This window comes from Vogesella sp. EB (assembly GCF_001037925.1).
GTDB classification, from domain to species: domain Bacteria; phylum Pseudomonadota; class Gammaproteobacteria; order Burkholderiales; family Chromobacteriaceae; genus Vogesella; species Vogesella indigofera.
In genome coordinates this window covers 22,967-39,127 of record NZ_LFDT01000010.1, presented here as the reverse complement: position 1 = coordinate 39,127, position 16,161 = coordinate 22,967, and the positions used below count along the sequence as shown (strand labels likewise).

The following is a 16,161-nucleotide window of genomic DNA, read 5'->3' as shown; positions in this document are numbered from 1 at the left end:
TGCGCCGCCAGTGTTGGCGGCGCTTCGCTTTTTAATTGATTATTGAACAGGGGCCGGGGCGCAGCACAGCGCCAGCCCTGATGGAGTTCCCGACATGTCTTTTGCCGAACTGGGTCTATCGCCCGAAATCCTGCGGGCCGTAGATGAACTGGGGTACAGCGAAGCCACCCCGATCCAGGCCAAGGCGATTCCGCTGGTATTGTCCGGACGGGACCTGTTGGCCGCGGCGCAGACGGGTACCGGCAAGACGGCGGCCTTCCTGCTGCCGATCCTGGAGCGTCTGAAAAAATTTGCCAATCCCAGCGTGTCGCCGGCGATGCACCCGGTGCGCGCACTGATCCTGTCCCCGACGCGCGAGCTGGCCGACCAGATCGGCGTCAACGCCAAGGCCTACACCAAACACCTGCCGCTGCGCTGCACCACCATCTACGGTGGCGTGAACATGGATCCGCAGACGGCGGACCTGCGTCGCGGTATCGAAATCGTGATCGCCACCCCGGGCCGCCTGCTCGACCACATCCAGCAGAAAACCATCCAGCTGAACAAGGTCGACGTGCTGGTGCTGGACGAGGCCGACCGCATGCTGGACATGGGCTTTATCCAGGACATCCGCAAGATCATGTCGCTGTTGCCCAAGCAGCGCCAGACCCTGCTGTTCTCCGCCACCTTCGCGCCGGAAATCAAAAGGTTGGCCGCAGATTTCATGCACGACCCGCAAACGGTGGAGGTGGCGCGCCAGAACTCCACCAACGCCCAGGTCGAGCAGCTGGTGTATGCCGTCGACAGCGGCCGCAAGCGCGCGCTGCTGTCGCACCTGATCCGCGAACGCGAGATGAGCCAGGTGATCGTGTTCTGCAAGACCAAGATTTCCGCCGACCAGCTGTCGCGCGACCTGAAGCGTGACGGCCACGCCGCCGAGGCGATCCACGGCGACAAGGCGCAGAGCGCACGCCTGGAAACGCTGAACAGCTTCAAGAGCGGCGAGGTGAAGGTGCTGGTGGCCACCGACGTGGCGGCGCGCGGTCTCGACATCTCCGAGCTGCCGTTCGTTGTCAACTACGAAATGCCGAACTCGCCGGAAGACTACGTGCACCGTATCGGTCGTACCGGCCGTGCCGGCGCCTCCGGGGTGGCGATTTCGCTGATGTCGCCGGACGAGGTCAAGCAGCACGAAGCCATCGAGAAACTGACCCGGCAGACGCTGCCGCCGCAGACCGTCAACGGTTTCGAGCGCCGCGATGCGTCGTCCGCCGCCGACAGCGGCTTTGGCAGCCGCAACGCCGGGCGCGAGCGCAGCGACGCGCGGCCAGCACGCGAACCGCGCGCCGAGCGGGCAGAACGCAGCGAACGGCCGGAGCGCAGTGAGCGTCCCGAGCGCAGCGAACGCCCGGAACGCAGCGAACGTCCGGAGCGTACTGAACGTGCGCCGCGCGCGCCGCGTGACCTGCGCGATGCGGCCACCCGCAGCCGCGAGCAGCGTGACCCGCAGGAAGGCCTGAAAGTGGCGCGCGTCGGCGAGATCGGCGGCCGCATCCTGCCGCAACGGCAGCGTGAAGTGCCGGCGCTGCTGTTGCCGCCGCGTTACAAGGTGAACCAGGAGCGCTAAGCGCCGCGGTTCCGCCCCCACCCGCGCAAGCTGTATTGCGCGGGTTTGTTTTTCCGGCGCGCCTAGCCTGCGAGGGTGATCACCACCCGCTTGTTGCGAGCGCCCTTGCTCTCGATCTTCTTCACCAGCACGCGGCCGATTTCGCCGGTGCGGGCGACGTGGGTGCCGCCACAGGGTTGCAGGTCGACGCCGTCGATCTCGATCAGGCGGATTTCCGGCAGGTGCAGCGGCGGCGTCACCGACATGGTCTTGATCAGCTCGGGTTGCGCCTGCAGCGCGGCGCCGCTGGTCATCTTGACGCCGACCGGCAGATCGCGCGCGATCAGCTCGTTGAGCGCCTGTTCGATGGCCTGCGGCTCCAGCTGCATGCCTTCCGGCAGGTCGAAGTCGAGGCGGCCGCCCTCGGCGGTGAGGTTGCCGCCGGTGACGCCGGCCTTGATCACCACCGACAGCAGGTGCAGGCAGGTGTGCACCCGCATGTGGCGGTAGCGGCGCTCCCAGTCCAGCGTCAGCGTCAGCGGCGTGCCTGGCGCCAGCAGCGGCGCATCGGCGTCGAGCTGGTGCACGATGCGGCGGCTTTCCTTGTCGCGGCGGGTGTCGTGGACGGTCAGGCTGCGGCCGTCGGCCAGCGTCAGCGTGGCGCGGTCGCCGGGCTGGCCACCGCCCAGCGGGTAGCACAGGGTGTCGGCCAGCACCAGGCCGTGGGCGTCGTGCTGCAGCACTCGGGTGTCCAGCGTGCGCTGGTAGGCGTCGAGATTGAATTGTTCGGACATGGTTTCCCCTGATGGTGTCGTGTGCCTTGTGGCGCACGACCGGTATGGTTACGCGCAAAGGTTGGCCGCAAGCGGTCAGCGAACAGAATAGATGATGACGTTGTCGCCACAATCAAGCATGCATACGCTGGATGATTACACGCCGCCGCAAGAGGCGGTCGCGGTACTGCACGCCGACGAGGCGCTGCTGGTGGTGGCCAAGCCGGCCGGGCTGCTGGCGGTGCCGGGGCGGCTGCCGGCGATGCAGGACTGCCTGATTCACCGCGTGCAGCAGCAGTATCCGGACGCGCTGGTGGTGCATCGCCTGGACATGGCGACCTCCGGGCTGATGGTGCTGGCGCGCAGCCTGGCGGTGCAGCGCGCGCTGGGCCAGGCCTTTGCCAGCCGTGAGGTGAGCAAACAATACGTCGCGCTGCTGGACGGCCAACTGCCGGACGAGGCCGGTAGCGTGGCGCTGCCGCTGATGAGCGACTGGCTGCGGCGGCCGCGGCAGAAGGTAGATGCCGCCGGCAAGCCGGCTCTGACCGAGTACCGGCTGTTGCAGCAGCAGGCCGACGGCAGCCGCGTGCTGCTGACGCCGGTGACCGGCCGTACCCACCAGCTGCGGATACACATGCTGGCGCTGGGCTGTCCGATCGTCGGCGACGCGCTGTACGGCGGCCGTGCCGCGCCGCGGCTGATGCTGCACGCGCAGTCGCTGGCGCTGCGTCATCCACATAGCGATGCGTTGCTGCAGTGGCAGCTGGCGGCACCGTTCTGAACGGACGCTAAACCGAAACCCGAGGAAATGAGGCGCATGAGCCAGACCAGACAGTTGTCCCGAGACGAGATCAAGACCCTGCCGCTGTTCCCGGCGCTGGGGCCGGCGCAGATCACGGTGGTGGATCGCGCCGCCTTGCCGGGGGCGCTCGCGGCGCTGCGCGCGGCGCGGGTGGCCGGCTTCGATACCGAGTCGCGGCCAACCTTCCGCAAGGGCGAAGAGGCCACCGGCCCGCACCTGATCCAGCTGGCCACCAGCGAGCACGCCTACCTGTTCCCGGTGTCCGATGCCGAGGTGCTGGCGGCGCTGGGCGCGCTCTTGGCCAGCGGCGAGGTGCTGGTGGTCGGCTTTGACCTGCGCTCCGACAAGCGCCACCTGCGCGACCGCTTCGGCATCGAGTGCAAGTCGCTGCTGGATGTCGGCAGCCTGTTCCAGAGCGATTCGCCGACCATCACCGTCGGCGCGGTGCAGGCGGTGGCGCGGGTGTTCGGCCAGTATTTCCGCAAGTCGAAAAAACTGTCCACCTCCAACTGGGGGGCGAAGGTGCTGAGCGAAGCGCAGCAGGTGTACGCCGCCAACGACGCCTGGGTGGCGCTGCGCATCTATCAGGCGCTGCGCCCGGGCGCGTGATGCGGCCAAGGTTGGCCGCAACGCCATTGCCATGCGGCGGCGTGAAGGAACGATTAACTGGAGTCAGGGGTAAGCATGCTGTTTGAGCGGCCTTGTGCCATTGTCGACCTGGAGACCACCGGCGGCCACATCAGCCGCGACCGGGTGACCGAGGTCGGCGTCATCCTGATTGACGGCGAGCGCGTCGAGCGCTTCGACATGCTGGTCAATCCCGGGCAGCCGATCCCGCCCTTCATCGAGCAGATCACCGGCATCAGCGACGCGATGGTCGCCGATGCGCCGCCATTCGCCGACATCGCCGCCCAACTGCTGGACAAGCTGCGCGGCCGGCTGCTGATCGCGCACAACGTGCGCTTCGACTATGGTTTCCTGAAGAACGAATTCAAGCGCCTCAACCTGCCGTTCCGCAGCGAGGTGCTGTGCACCGTCAAGCTGTCGCGGCTGCTGTATCCGCAGCACTTCAAGCACAGCCTGGACAGCATCATCGCGCGCCACGGCATCGTGCAGGCTGAGCGCCACCGCGCGCTGGCCGATGCCGACGCGCTGTACCAGTTCCTGCAGCAGGCGATCGCCGAGCACGGCCAGGCCGAGGTCGAGGCGCAGGCCGCGCTGCTGATGGCGGCACCGGCCGCGCCGCCGGGGCTGGACCCGGAGGTGATGGAGCAGCTGCCAGACGTGCCGGGGGTGTATTCCTTCTACGGCGAGGACGGCCAGGCGCTGTATGTTGGCCGCAGCGACAACCTGCGCCGCCGCGTGCTGGCGCACTTCGGCGCCGAGCCACGCCCGCACAAGGACGTGCGTATCGGAGAGCCGATCAAGCGCATCGAGTGGCGGGAGACGGTCGGCGACTTCGGTGCGCAACTGCAGGAATTGCAGCTGATCCGCGCCTTGCAGCCGCTGCACAACCTGCGCGGCCGCCTGTCGCAGGAGCTGTGCTCGCTGCAGCTGACGCCGCTGGACAGCGGCTTCCTGACACCGCGCATCGTGCTGGCCAGCGAGGTCGACTTCTCGCGGCTGGATACGCTATACGGCCTGTTCCGCAGCCAGAAGGAAGCCAGGAAGGCGCTGGCGGAACTGTGCGCCGGCAACGGCCTGTGCCAGACCTGCCTGGCGCTGGAAAAGCGCGGCGCGCGCAAGGGCGCCTGCTCCGCCTTTGCGCTGGGCCGCTGCAAGGGTGCCTGCATCGGGCGCGAGGACGCGGCCAGCCACAACCAGCGCCTGCAGCAGGCGCTGGCGCGGCTGAAGCTGCAAAGCTGGCCCTATCCCGGCGCGGTGGCGGTGCGCGAGACCGATCCGGTGTCCGGCCAGTGGCAGGAACACCTGTTCGAGCGCTGGTGCTATCTCGGCTCGCGCAGCGAGGAAGCGGCCGTGCCGCAGGGCACGCCGACCTTCGATGCCGATACCTACAAGCTGCTGGCGGCCTTTCTGCGCAAGCCGCTGCCCGATGCCGAATTGCGCGTGCTGTGACGCGCGCACCAGCCACGAGCGAGAGCCATGTTTGATCTGCTGCACACCGATCCGCGTTTTTACGTGATCGCCAAGCATCCTGGCGTCAGCTTCCACGCCGACGGCGAGGAGGCCGGGCTGATGAGCGCGTTGCGTGCCGGTCTCGGCGATGACGCGCTGTGGCCGGTGCACCGCCTCGACCGCGTTACCTCCGGCCTGCTGCTGATCGCGCGCAGCCAGCAGGTTGCGGCCAACCTTGGCGCCGCCTTTGCCGGGCGCGAGGTGGAGAAATACTACCTGGCGCTGTCCGATGCCAAACCGGCGAAAAAACAGGGCCTGATCCGCGGCGACATGGAAAAGGGCCGTGGTGGCGCGTGGAAGCTGTGCCAGAGCCAGCTCAATCCGGCGGTGACGCAGTTCTTCAGTCACTCGCTGGCGCCGGGGCGGCGTCTGTTCCTGCTGCGGCCGCGCACCGGCAAGACCCACCAGCTGCGGGTGGCGATGAAGTCGCTGGGCGCGCCCATCCTCGGCGACGCACTGTATGGCGGCAGCGCCGCCGACCGCACCTATCTGCACGCCTATGCACTGGCGCTGGCGCTGGATGGCGAGCCGCTGCGTTTCGTCTGCCCGCCGACGCAGGGCAGCGAGTTCGCGCTGCCGGCGCTGGCCGACTACCTGCAGCAACAGCCGCCGTGGACACTGCCCTGGCCGCAGCGCTAGCCTTTTTCCTGCACTGGCCTGCGACGAGCCGGAAAGTGCGGCATCGCCGGCTGGATGAGCGCTACGGCAACTGGATACACGGCAGAGCGTGGCGGCGACAGCTATGCTTTTAAGGGAAAGCGCCTTGCACGCCGTTTTAATTACGGCGCCATGGCGGGCAAGCGGCGATTTAATCGGCAAGCAGCGCCGCTGTACTGCTAAGCTCCGGACACAGGGGCCGCCGTTTTGCCCCGCCAGCGGCAGTGCGCCGGCGGTGGCCGCCACAGTCGCATTGCTTGAATAAAACATACTGCTCGACATTCTCGCTGGTGAAGCGACGCCATGGATAATTCAGACATCCAACTCAAAAAGGGTAACGGCCGCGGCTGTCGTTATGCGCTGTGGTCTGTCGGCATCCTGTTGCTGCTGCTGATTGGCGGACTGCTGTATCTGCTGCTGGACGAGCTGCAGCACTCGCGGCAGCAGGCGCGCTTTTTCAGCGATGCGGCGCGGGATGCCAGCTTTCAGGTCAAGGCGGGGCCGAGTCAGGCCATCCGCTTTCCGACGAGCGGCGGCCCCTACGACCAACGCCTGGGCTATACCGCGATGCCCGGCTATCTGCAACGGTTGCAGGCACGCGGCTACGCCATCGCCAGCCAGGCCGAGCTGTCCGACGGCATGCTGGCGCTGGCCGATCACGGCGTGACGGCGCCGCTTCTGCCGCTGGGCCTGTTCCTGCCGTATCACGAGAAGGACCAGACCGGCCTCACCCTGACGGACGGCTACGGCCAGACCATCTATCAGTCGCGCACGCCGCAGCGCGTGTACGCGGATTTCAACGCCTTGCCGTCCTTGCTGGTCGGCGGCCTGCTGTATATCGAGAACCGGACGCTACTGGAGAAGGACAGCCCGCAGCGCAATCCGGCGGTGGACTGGTCGCGCTTCAGCAAGGCGCTGGTCGACAAGGCGTTGCACCTGTTTGATTCCGGCTACCGCGCCGCCGGCGCCAGCACGCTGGCCACCCAGATCGAGAAATACCGCCATTCGCCGGCCGGGCGCACCAGCTCGGATCAGGAAAAACTGCGCCAGATGCTGTCGGCCTCGGTGCGCGCCTATCTTGATGGCGAGGACACCACCGCCGCCCGCCGCCGGCTGGTGGTCAAATACCTGAACACGGTGCCGCTGGCGGCGCGCGCCGGTTTCGGCGAAGTGTCCGGCATCGGTGACGGCATGTGGGCGTGGTACGGGCGCGATTTTGCGCAGGTCAACCGAGCGCTGACCGGCGCCAGCGTGCCGGTGGCGGAGCGTGCGGTGGTATTCAAGGAAGCGCTGAGCCTGATGATCGCACAGCGCAGCCCCTCCATTTTCCTGAACGGCGACATGAAGGTGCTGGAGGCGATGACCGACGCCTACCTGCGCATGATGGCAAGGGACAAGCTGATTCCCCCGGCGCTGCGTGACGCGGCGTTGCGGGTGTCGCTGCGGCAGCAGCGCGAACGGGTGCGGCTGCCGGTGGTGGCGGTGGTCGCGCAGAAGGGCGTCAATGCGGTGCGCATCAAGCTGGCCGGCTTGCTGGGTGTGCGGCGCATGTACGATCTGGACCGGCTGGATCTGGCCGCCAGCAGCACGCTGGACCTGACGCTGCAGCAGCAGGTCACCGCCGAGCTGCTCAGGCTGCGCGATCCGGAGTACGCGCGTGCGGCCAACCTTAACAACGAGTACCTGCTGCAACAGGGCTCGCCGCAGGGGGTGACCTACAGCTTCACCCTGATCGAGCGCACGCCCACCGGCAACAAGGTGCGGGTGCAGGCCGACAACTTCGCGCAGCCGTTCGACATCAATGAAGGCGCCAAGCTGGATCTCGGCTCCACCGCCAAGCTGCGCACGCTGGTCAGCTACCTGATGGTGGTCCACGAACTGCACCAGCAATACGCGGCGCTGGGCAGCGAGCAGCTGGCCGCCATCAGGCCCAGTGCCAGCGAATCCGTGCTGCGCCGCTGGGCGATCGACTATCTGGTGCAGGCGACGGACAGCAGCCTGACCGCCATGCTGGAGGCGGCGCTGGAGCGCACCTATTCCGCCAGCCCCGGCGAGAGCTTCTTCACCGCCGGCGGGCTGCACACCTTCAACAACTTCGACGAAAATGACGACAGCAAGACACTCACCGTGCGCGAAGCCACCCGCCGCTCCGTCAATCTGGTCTACATCCGGCTGATGCGCGACATCGCGCGTTACTACATGCAGCCGGCGGCGGCCAGCGGCGAAACCGCGGACGAGGACGACGACACCACGCGCCGCGAATACCTGCAGCGTTTTGCCGATCGCGAAGGGCGCACCTTCCTTGCCGGTTTCTACAACAAGTACCGCCACAAGAGCGCGGAGGAAATCGACGCCCTGCTGGTGGCGCGGGCTCGGCAAAGCCCTAAGAAACTGGCGGTCATTTTCCGCAGTATCCGCCCCGAGGCCGGGCTGGATGCGTTCACCGCGTTCCTGGCCCGGCACCTCGACGTGCGGCAGCAGCCGGACGCCAAGACGCTGGCCAGGCTGTACGACGAGCTCGGCCCGCAACGCTTCAACCTGAACGACCGCGGCTATCTGGCCGGCGTGCACCCGCTCGAACTGTGGCTGGTGGCTTACCTGCACCAGCATCCGGACGCCGACTGGAGCGAGCTGGTCCGCGCCAGCACCCAGCAGCGGCAAGAGGTTTACCAGTGGCTGCTCAACAGCAAGAACCGGGCAGGGCAGGCGTCGCGGATCAGGGCCATCAAGGAAATCGACGCCTTCAAGCAGATCCACAAGGGCTGGAAACGGCTGGGCTATCCGTTTGACGCGCTGGTGCCATCCTACGCCACCGCGCTGGGTGCCTCCGCCGACCGCCCGGCGTCGCTGGCGGAACTGATGGGTATCCTGTCCAATGACGGCGTGCGCCTGCCGACGGTCTACCTCGACAAGCTGCACTTTGCCGCCGGCACCCCGTACGAAACCAGCCTGACCCAGACGCCGGCCAAAGGCGAGCGCGTGTTGCCGGCCGAGGTGGCACAGGTGGTGCGCCGGGCGCTGGCCGAGGTGGTGGAGCTGGGCACCGCGCGCCGTGTGGCCGGCGCCTTCGACCTGGCAGACGGTACCCGCATCCCGGTCGGTGGCAAGACCGGCACCGGCGATCACCGTTTCAAGGTGTTTGCCAGAGGCGGGGCGCTGCTCTCTGAGCGGGTGGTCAGCCGCGCCGGTGCCTTCGCGTTCTATATCGGCGACCGCTACTTCGGCACGCTGATTGCCTATGTGGCGGGGCCGCAGGCGGGCGATTACCGCTTCACCAGCGCCCTGCCGGTACAGGTGCTGAAGATACTGGCACCGACCCTGCGCCAGCGTCTCGAGCTGAAACCGGGCTAGCCCACCGGCGCCTGCCGGACAGCCTTGCCCGGGCGCGCTGGCGGCATGGCGGCGCAGCCCGGTGTCCGTCATTTTCCGTCGTGACGGACTGCTCTCGACTGCCGAGGGTGATGCCCGCGCGGCGCACCACAGCACCGCTGCCTGCCTGGTGTGTGTTGGCGATGTTGCATCGAGTCGGCTCGCCTGCCGGCTCAACGCTTTACTGTGCGGTGCTCAATCTCCTGACTGTGGCTTGCGGCCAACGTGCTATTTGTCATGTGCTGCCTGAAAGTGCGACAGTATCAATAAATGTCGAATGACTATTTCGCCAGTTGTGCTACATAGAAAAGGGTGTCTCCCGCGTTCTGATGTGATCCATAGCGAGTTGCCCGAACCATGCCGCAATCAGCCTCATTGCAGTACGAAGGGTTCGCCTTTCTGTCCACCTCTGCCCCCTCGCAGAAACAGCAGCGGCTGATGCTGGCGGTGATCGTCATCTCCGCGCTGCTGTTCGCTGCGCTGGTGCCGTTTGCCAAGCAACCGCAGGCCAAGGTATGGGCGTTCATCCCGGCCTATCAGTCGGCGCTGGTACTGAACGACCTGATTACCGCGATCCTGCTGTTCGGCCAGTTCTATATCCTGCGCTCGCTGGCCCTGCTGACGCTGGCCACCGGCTACCTGTTCACCGCCTTTATGGCGGTGGTGCATGCGCTGAGCTTTCCCGGCCTGTTCTCCCCCGGTGGGCTACTGGGTGCCGGGCCGCAGACCACGGCCTGGCTGTACATGTTCTGGCATGGCGGCTTTCCGCTGCTGGTGATGGTCTACACCATGCTGGCGCGGCGAAAGCTGGAACTGCCACCACGCTGGCACCCTGGCTACGCCATCCTGCTGTGCTGCATGTTGGCCGCACTGGCCACGCTGGCCTTGTTGCTGGTGGTCACGCTGGGACATGCCTATCTGCCGCCCATCATGCAGGGCAACCGCTACACGCCAGTCATGCGCGGGGTGGTGTTCAGCGTGTGGGGGCTCAGTCTGCTGGCGTTTGTGCTGCTGCTGCGCGACCGGCTGCGTACGACGCTGGACTTGTGGCTGAGCGTGGTGATGTTCGCCTGGTTGTGCGATATCGCCTTGTCCGCGGTGCTGAATGGCGGCCGTTTCGACCTCGGCTTCTACGCTGGCCGCATCTACGGGTTGCTGGCGGCCAGCTTTGTGCTGATCGTGCTGCTGCTGGAAAACGGCCTGCTGTACACCCGGCTGGCGCAGAGCGCCGCCGCACTGCGCGCGGCCAAACACGAGGCCGAGCAAGCCACCAGCGCCAAGTCCATGTTCCTGGCGAACATGAGCCACGAGATCCGCACGCCGATGAACGCCATCATCGGCATGTCCTACCTCGCGCTGAAAACCGAGCTGAGCCAGCGCCAGCGCGACTATGTCAGCAAGATCCACAATGCCGGCACCTCGCTGCTGGGCATCATCAACGACATTCTGGACTTCTCCAAGGTGGAGGCTGACCGCATCGAACTGGAGACGGTGAGTTTCCGGCTGGACGAGGTGCTGGAAAATGTGTCGTCGCTGGTCGGGCAGAAGGCGGCGGACAAGGGGCTGGAGCTGCTGTTCGAATGCAGCCCGGCCGTGCCGCAGAACCTGGTGGGCGATCCGCTGCGCCTGGGGCAGGTGCTGACCAATCTGGTGGGCAATGCCATCAAGTTCACCGAACAGGGGCAGGTGACCGTGAGCATCCAGTTGCTGGAGCAGGTGGGCGACAAGGTAAAGCTGCGCATCGGTGTGACCGATAGCGGCATCGGCATGGATGAGGCGCAGCAGGCGCGACTGTTCCGGGCCTTTAGTCAGGCCGATGGCTCCACCACGCGCCGGTTTGGCGGCACCGGGCTGGGCTTGGCGATTGCCAAGCGGCTGGTGGAGCTGATGGGCGGTGCGATCCAGGTGGAGTCGGCGCCCGGCTGTGGCAGCAGTTTCCTGTTCAGTGCCTGGCTGGGGGTGTCCAGTGCGGTCGATACCCGTGGCAAGTCCTTGTCCGATCTGGCAAGCGGGCTGCGCGTGCTGGTCATTGACGACAATGCCTCGGCGCGCGACATCCTGTCCGAGCAGTTGCGCGGACTGGGTTTTGCCGTCAGCACCTGCGCTTCCGGGCGCGAGGCGCTGGATATCTATCGCCAGGCCAGCATGGACCATCCTTTTGACATCGTGTTCGTGGACTGGATGATGCCGGTGATGGACGGTGTCGAGACCGCCCGCCGTATCCGGGCGCTGAATGGCGCCAGGATCATCATGGTCACCGCTTTCGGCCGTGACGACGTGCGCGCCGCGGCGGAGACGGCCGGCGTGGAGGCCTTCCTGGTCAAGCCGGTGAGCCAGTCGTCGCTGCTGGACGTGATGCTGGGCCTGTTCGGCGTGCAGCGCGAGAGCGATACCGCACGCCAGATGCTGGCCTTGCCATGCCTGGACGGGGTGCGCGTGCTGCTGGCCGAGGACAACAAGATCAACCAGCAGCTGACGGTGGAGCTGTTGCAGGCGGCTGGCGCCATGGTCGAGGTGGTGGACAATGGCCGCGATGCGGTGATCCGCCTGGCAGAGCAGGCGGCGGATCACTACCAGCTGGTGCTGATGGACGTACAGATGCCGGTGCTGGACGGTATCGAGGCCACGCGGCTGATCCGTGGTGACCCGCGCCTGCTGGAGTTGCCCATCATCGCGCTGACCGCGGATGTGCAGGCGACCGAATACGATAATTGTATGGCGGCCGGGATGGTCGATCGCATCCTCAAACCGGTAGACCCGTACCTGATGTTCGAAACACTGCTGCGCTGGCTATCGTCGGGGCCGGCCGCTGCCGAGGCGACCCCGCCCGCTGTATCGGCTACCGCCGCTGCTATTCCTGCGGCACTGCTCAGCCAGAGTGCCGGCCTGGCCAGCGTGGCCGGCAACCGCAGCCTGTACCTGCACCTGCTGCGCCAATTCGTGGCGGAAGAGGGCGACGCGGCCAGGCGGATCGCCTCCGCGCTGGCCGCCGCCGACTACGAGACGGCGGTGCGGGTGGTGCACAGTCTCAAGGGGCTGGCCGGTACCCTGGGCTTCCTGCGCCTGCAGGTGGTGGCGGCCAGCCTGCAGCGGGCCATCGTCGAGCGCGAGGCCTATCAGCCGCTGCTGGCGGACTTCGACCAACAAATGCAGCGGGTGCTGTCGTTGCTGAAAGACGCGCTGGCGCAGGAGGAGCATGCCGGCGAGCTGCGCCCGGACAATACGGCGCTGCAGCTGCGTGAACTGGCCGCCCTGCTGGCAGCCAGCGACGGCGATGCGCTGGGCGTTTTTCTGGAACATTCCGATAGCCTGCGTGCCGTGTTGCCTGCTGCCAGTTATGCCGCTTTCGACAAGGCGATGCGGCAGTTCGACTTTCCCGCCGCGCGCGAGTGGCTGGAGCAGGCCGCAACGGAGGCCGGCATTTGCTGGCAGGAGGACGCGCCATGATCGACTCTCCACTGCGGCAAGCGCGGCAGACGGTGTTGGTTGTCGACGACACGCCGGAAAACCTGACCCTGTTGTACGGCCTGCTGAAAGACCGCTACCGCGTGCTGGTGGCCAATAGCGGCGAGCGCGCACTGCAGCTGCTGGAGGGCGAGCTGCTGCCGGATCTGGTGCTGCTGGACGTGATGATGCCGGGCATCGGCGGCTTTGCCGTGTGCCGCCAGCTCAAGAGCAGCGCGCGCACCGCCAGGATTCCGGTGATCTTCCTGACCGCGATGAGCGAGCACGACGACGAACAGGCCGGTTTCAATGCCGGCGCGGTCGACTACATCGTCAAGCCGATCTCGCCGCCCATCGTGCTGGCGCGGGTGAATACCCACATGCAGCTGAAGGCGGCGGCGGATTTTTTGGAGGACCAGGCGGCGTTCCTGCGGCGCGAGGTGGACATCCGCACCCGGGAAGTACAGGTGATCCAGGATGTCACCATCATGGCATTGGCGTCGCTGGCCGAAACCCGCGACCACGAAACCGGCAACCACATCCGCCGCACGCAGAACTACGTGCGGGCGCTGGCGCTGCAGCTGCAGTCTCTCCCGCGTTTTGGCGCCGTGCTGGACGACGACACCATCGACATGCTGTACAAGTCGGCGCCGCTGCACGACATCGGCAAGGTGGGCATTCCGGATGCCATCCTGCTCAAGCCGGGCAAGCTGACGCCGGAAGAATTCGAAATCATGAAGACGCACACCACGCTGGGGCGTGATGCCATCGCCACGGCGGAGAGGCTGCTGGACGCGCCCAGCAGCTTTCTGCGGCTGGCGCGCGAGATCGCCAACTATCACCAGGAAAAGTGGGATGGCAGCGGCTATCCGGAAGGCTTGGCCGGTGATGCCATCCCGGTATCGGCGCGGCTAATGGCGGTCGCCGATGTTTACGACGCGCTGATCTCGCGCCGGGTGTACAAACCGCCGTTTCCGCACGAGCAGGCGGTGGAGATAATCCGCGCCGGGCGCGGCCAGCACTTCGACCCCGACATGGTGGATGCCTTCGACGCGATTGCCGAGGAGTTCCGCGCCATCGCCCGGCGCTACGCCGACGAATAAGGGATGAACGACAGTTAAATGCAAAAAGCCCCGGCATCGCTGCCGGGGCTTTGGTCTGATCACGGTCTGGTTTTTCAGGTGCTGCTGAGTTTCTTCACACACTCAGCTGTAGGTTTGCACAGTTCGTGAAAAACGCGGCCCTTGATTTCCAAGGATTTTTTCACTGCTGTACACATTCGGCAAGCCTGTTCATGTGCAAACTACATGAAAAATTCCTACAAAATTTGCTCTCTTTGTGAAAAAAGTAGCAAGACAAGCAAAATCAATGGCTTGAACAGGACTGTCCTGGGCTAGGAGCAACTTGCCATGTCACACCGTCCTTTATCCTCTATCCTCGCTGCAGCTTCTCAAGCCCACCCCGCAAACACAAGCCTGGCAGCCTCGCCTCGCTGTGTGACTTGCCCCTTCACGTGGTCAGAATGCCAATACAGTGGTGCTCGAGGGTAGTAATCAATCATCTACAATATACGATATTTGCAAATTATTAATCATATACTACTCTTATTACATGTGACGTAGTGGCCAAAGAACTCAACTCTGAGCTGCCTCTTTGAGCATTTCTGTCAAGTGTTTGCAAATACGATTTAAGAGGCAAGCTGATGGTCAATTCTGCCCATTTTGATGTCATTATCGTTGGCTCAGGAGCAGCTGGTGGAATGGCCGCATATGACCTTACTCTCGCAGGGTTGAACGTCTTAATGTTAGAAGCCGGACGTGACTACGATCCTGCGACAGAAACCCCCATGTTCAATACTCAAGAGCATGCGCCCTTACGAGGAAGTGCTACGCCGGATAAGCCTGCAGGCTTTTATGACGCAACGGTCAATGGGGGATGGGAGGTTCAAGGTGAACCATACACAATAGCGGACGGCTCTGAGGAATTCCGCTGGTGGAGACCACGAATGCTAGGCGGGCGCACTAATCATTGGGGCCGTGTCGCTCTGCGATTTGGCCCATATGACTTCAAACCTAAGAGTAGGGATGGCTTGGGGTTCGACTGGCCAATTGGTTATGATGATCTTGCTCCTTGGTATGACAAAGTGGAACGCTTCATCGGAGTTACGGGACTCGCTCATGGCATAGAAAATACCCCGGATTCCCCCCCAGGGATTTGCCTTCCCCCTCCCCCTCCACGAGCACATGAAATATTTCTGTCGCGTGCATTTGAGAGTCTTGGGATGAGGGTGGCGGCAATTCGAGCAGCTGTACTTACTCAATCCATCAATGGTCGTCCGGCCTGCTTCTATGCTACGCCCTGCACTCGGGGATGCTCAATTCGCGCGAATTTCCAAAGTACGACCGTCTTAATTCCTCCTGCCCTAGCCACGGGCAAACTTACTATCCGCTGTGATGCAATAGTTCATCGTGTAGATGTTGATACGGTCGGGCGTGCAACAGGAGTAAGTTTCATTGACCGCCAAACCGGCGGACATAGCTCGGTACAAGGGCGAGTGATCGTGCTCGCCGCAGGAGCATTCTCATCTGTCCGTATTCTTCTAAATTCAACGAGTAGCAACTTTCCCAAGGGGGCGGGTAATTCTAGTGGATTGGTCGGGAAGTACATTATGGACACTGTCGAATTCACAATGTCGTCCAGGATTCCATCTCTTGAAAAAATTCCTCCACAGAACGACGACGGTATTTCAACTCCCCACATTTATGTTCCCTGGTGGCTCTACAAGGAGCAAGCATCAGGAAAGTTAGACTTTCCGCGTGGCTACCACATTGAACCACGAGGTGGCCGACGTATGCCAACAATGGGAGTTGGCAGCTATATACCTGCAGAGAGTCCTATTTTCGGTAATGCACTTCACGATGAGATTCGTCGTGCTTATGGAAGCTATGTTTATCTTAGTGGTGAAGGAGAGATGGTCCCAAATGACAATACATATTGTGAAATTGATTTAGACAAGACAGATAGATGGGGGATCCCTATCCTGAAATTCCATTGGAAATGGAGCGACTATGAACATCGCCAAGTCGCACACATGAAATCTACATTCAACGAGATCTTTCGGCGCCTTGGTGGCAGCGTAGATCAGACTCCTCCTGAGATGCCGAAAGGAGGGGGAGCGATTCACGAGGTCGGCGGAGCCCGCATGGGGGCTTCATCAAAGGACTCAGTCGTTGATGAATATGGTCAATGCTGGGATATTCACAACCTTTTTGTGCTCGATGGGAGTACCTTTGTCAGTAGTCCTGATAAGAATCCAACCTTAACAATTCTTGCAATAGCCTCACGCGGAGCTGCCCGCATTGTGGAATTAGAACGGCAAGGTGAACTATGATCAG

Annotated in this window: 10 protein-coding genes; 9 read left to right on the top strand and 1 reads right to left on the bottom strand. The window is 64.1% G+C overall.

What is annotated here, in order from left to right; all coding sequences use genetic code 11:
• Positions 1–94: 94 nt before the first annotated feature.
• Positions 95–1,606, top strand: coding sequence for a DEAD/DEAH box helicase (locus ACG97_RS07945; protein WP_047966819.1), 1,512 nt, complete (start codon positions 95–97; stop codon positions 1,604–1,606).
• A gap of 62 nt (positions 1,607–1,668) precedes the next feature.
• Here ACG97_RS07945 and ACG97_RS07940 read toward each other — a convergent pair whose 3' ends face one another.
• Positions 1,669–2,379, bottom strand: coding sequence for an alanyl-tRNA editing protein (locus ACG97_RS07940; protein ID WP_047966818.1), 711 nt, complete (start codon positions 2,377–2,379; stop codon positions 1,669–1,671).
• Between the two features lie 118 nt (positions 2,380–2,497).
• Here ACG97_RS07940 and ACG97_RS07935 point away from each other — a divergent pair, with 118 nt between their 5' ends.
• The 8 genes from ACG97_RS07935 (at position 2,498) to ACG97_RS17230 (ending at position 16,157) form a co-directional block, all read left to right on the top strand.
• Positions 2,498–3,139 carry an RluA family pseudouridine synthase gene (locus tag ACG97_RS07935; protein ID WP_047966817.1) on the top strand — a complete coding sequence of 214 codons (642 nt, stop codon included), beginning with the start codon at positions 2,498–2,500 and terminating at the stop codon, positions 3,137–3,139.
• A gap of 36 nt (positions 3,140–3,175) precedes the next feature.
• Positions 3,176–3,769 (top strand): 3'-5' exonuclease, encoded by a 594-nt coding sequence (locus ACG97_RS07930; protein WP_053068108.1) that lies wholly within the window; start codon positions 3,176–3,178, stop codon positions 3,767–3,769.
• Between the two features lie 75 nt (positions 3,770–3,844).
• Positions 3,845–5,236: an exonuclease domain-containing protein gene (locus ACG97_RS07925; protein WP_047966815.1), complete on the top strand. Its 1,392-nt coding sequence runs from the start codon at positions 3,845–3,847 to the stop codon at positions 5,234–5,236.
• A 27-nt stretch (positions 5,237–5,263) separates the two neighbouring features.
• Positions 5,264–5,935: a TIGR01621 family pseudouridine synthase gene (locus ACG97_RS07920; protein ID WP_047966814.1), complete on the top strand. Its 672-nt coding sequence runs from the start codon at positions 5,264–5,266 to the stop codon at positions 5,933–5,935.
• Positions 5,936–6,256: 321 nt separating this feature from the next.
• Positions 6,257–9,304 carry a transglycosylase domain-containing protein gene (locus ACG97_RS07915; protein WP_047966813.1) on the top strand — a complete coding sequence of 1,016 codons (3,048 nt, stop codon included), beginning with the start codon at positions 6,257–6,259 and terminating at the stop codon, positions 9,302–9,304.
• 375 nt (positions 9,305–9,679) lie between these two features.
• On the top strand, positions 9,680–12,769 hold the full coding sequence (locus ACG97_RS07910) for a response regulator (RefSeq protein WP_082133694.1): 3,090 nt from the start codon (positions 9,680–9,682) through the stop codon (positions 12,767–12,769).
• On the top strand, positions 12,766–13,869 hold the full coding sequence (locus tag ACG97_RS07905) for an HD-GYP domain-containing protein (RefSeq protein WP_047966812.1): 1,104 nt from the start codon (positions 12,766–12,768) through the stop codon (positions 13,867–13,869). Before ACG97_RS07910 ends, ACG97_RS07905 begins: the two co-directional genes overlap by 4 nt.
• 599 nt (positions 13,870–14,468) lie before the next feature.
• Positions 14,469–16,157: a GMC family oxidoreductase gene (locus ACG97_RS17230; protein WP_082133693.1), complete on the top strand. Its 1,689-nt coding sequence runs from the start codon at positions 14,469–14,471 to the stop codon at positions 16,155–16,157.
• Positions 16,158–16,161 lie beyond the last annotated feature (4 nt).

Excerpts from the sequence above, each read along its gene's own strand:
- ACG97_RS07925 (WP_047966815.1), top strand. The coding sequence starts at position 3,845 with ATGCTGTTTGAGCGGCCTTGTGCCATTGTCGACCTGGAGACCACCGGC.
- ACG97_RS07905 (WP_047966812.1), top strand. The coding sequence starts at position 12,766 with ATGATCGACTCTCCACTGCGGCAAGCGCGGCAGACGGTGTTGGTTGTC.
- ACG97_RS07915 (WP_047966813.1), top strand. The coding sequence starts at position 6,257 with ATGGATAATTCAGACATCCAACTCAAAAAGGGTAACGGCCGCGGCTGT.
- ACG97_RS07945 (WP_047966819.1), top strand. The coding sequence starts at position 95 with ATGTCTTTTGCCGAACTGGGTCTATCGCCCGAAATCCTGCGGGCCGTA.
- ACG97_RS07935 (WP_047966817.1), top strand. The coding sequence starts at position 2,498 with ATGCATACGCTGGATGATTACACGCCGCCGCAAGAGGCGGTCGCGGTA.
- ACG97_RS07910 (WP_082133694.1), top strand. The coding sequence starts at position 9,680 with ATGCCGCAATCAGCCTCATTGCAGTACGAAGGGTTCGCCTTTCTGTCC.
- ACG97_RS17230 (WP_082133693.1), top strand. The coding sequence starts at position 14,469 with ATGGTCAATTCTGCCCATTTTGATGTCATTATCGTTGGCTCAGGAGCA.
- ACG97_RS07930 (WP_053068108.1), top strand. The coding sequence starts at position 3,176 with ATGAGCCAGACCAGACAGTTGTCCCGAGACGAGATCAAGACCCTGCCG.
- ACG97_RS07940 (WP_047966818.1), bottom strand. The coding sequence starts at position 2,379 with ATGTCCGAACAATTCAATCTCGACGCCTACCAGCGCACGCTGGACACC.
- ACG97_RS07920 (WP_047966814.1), top strand. The coding sequence starts at position 5,264 with ATGTTTGATCTGCTGCACACCGATCCGCGTTTTTACGTGATCGCCAAG.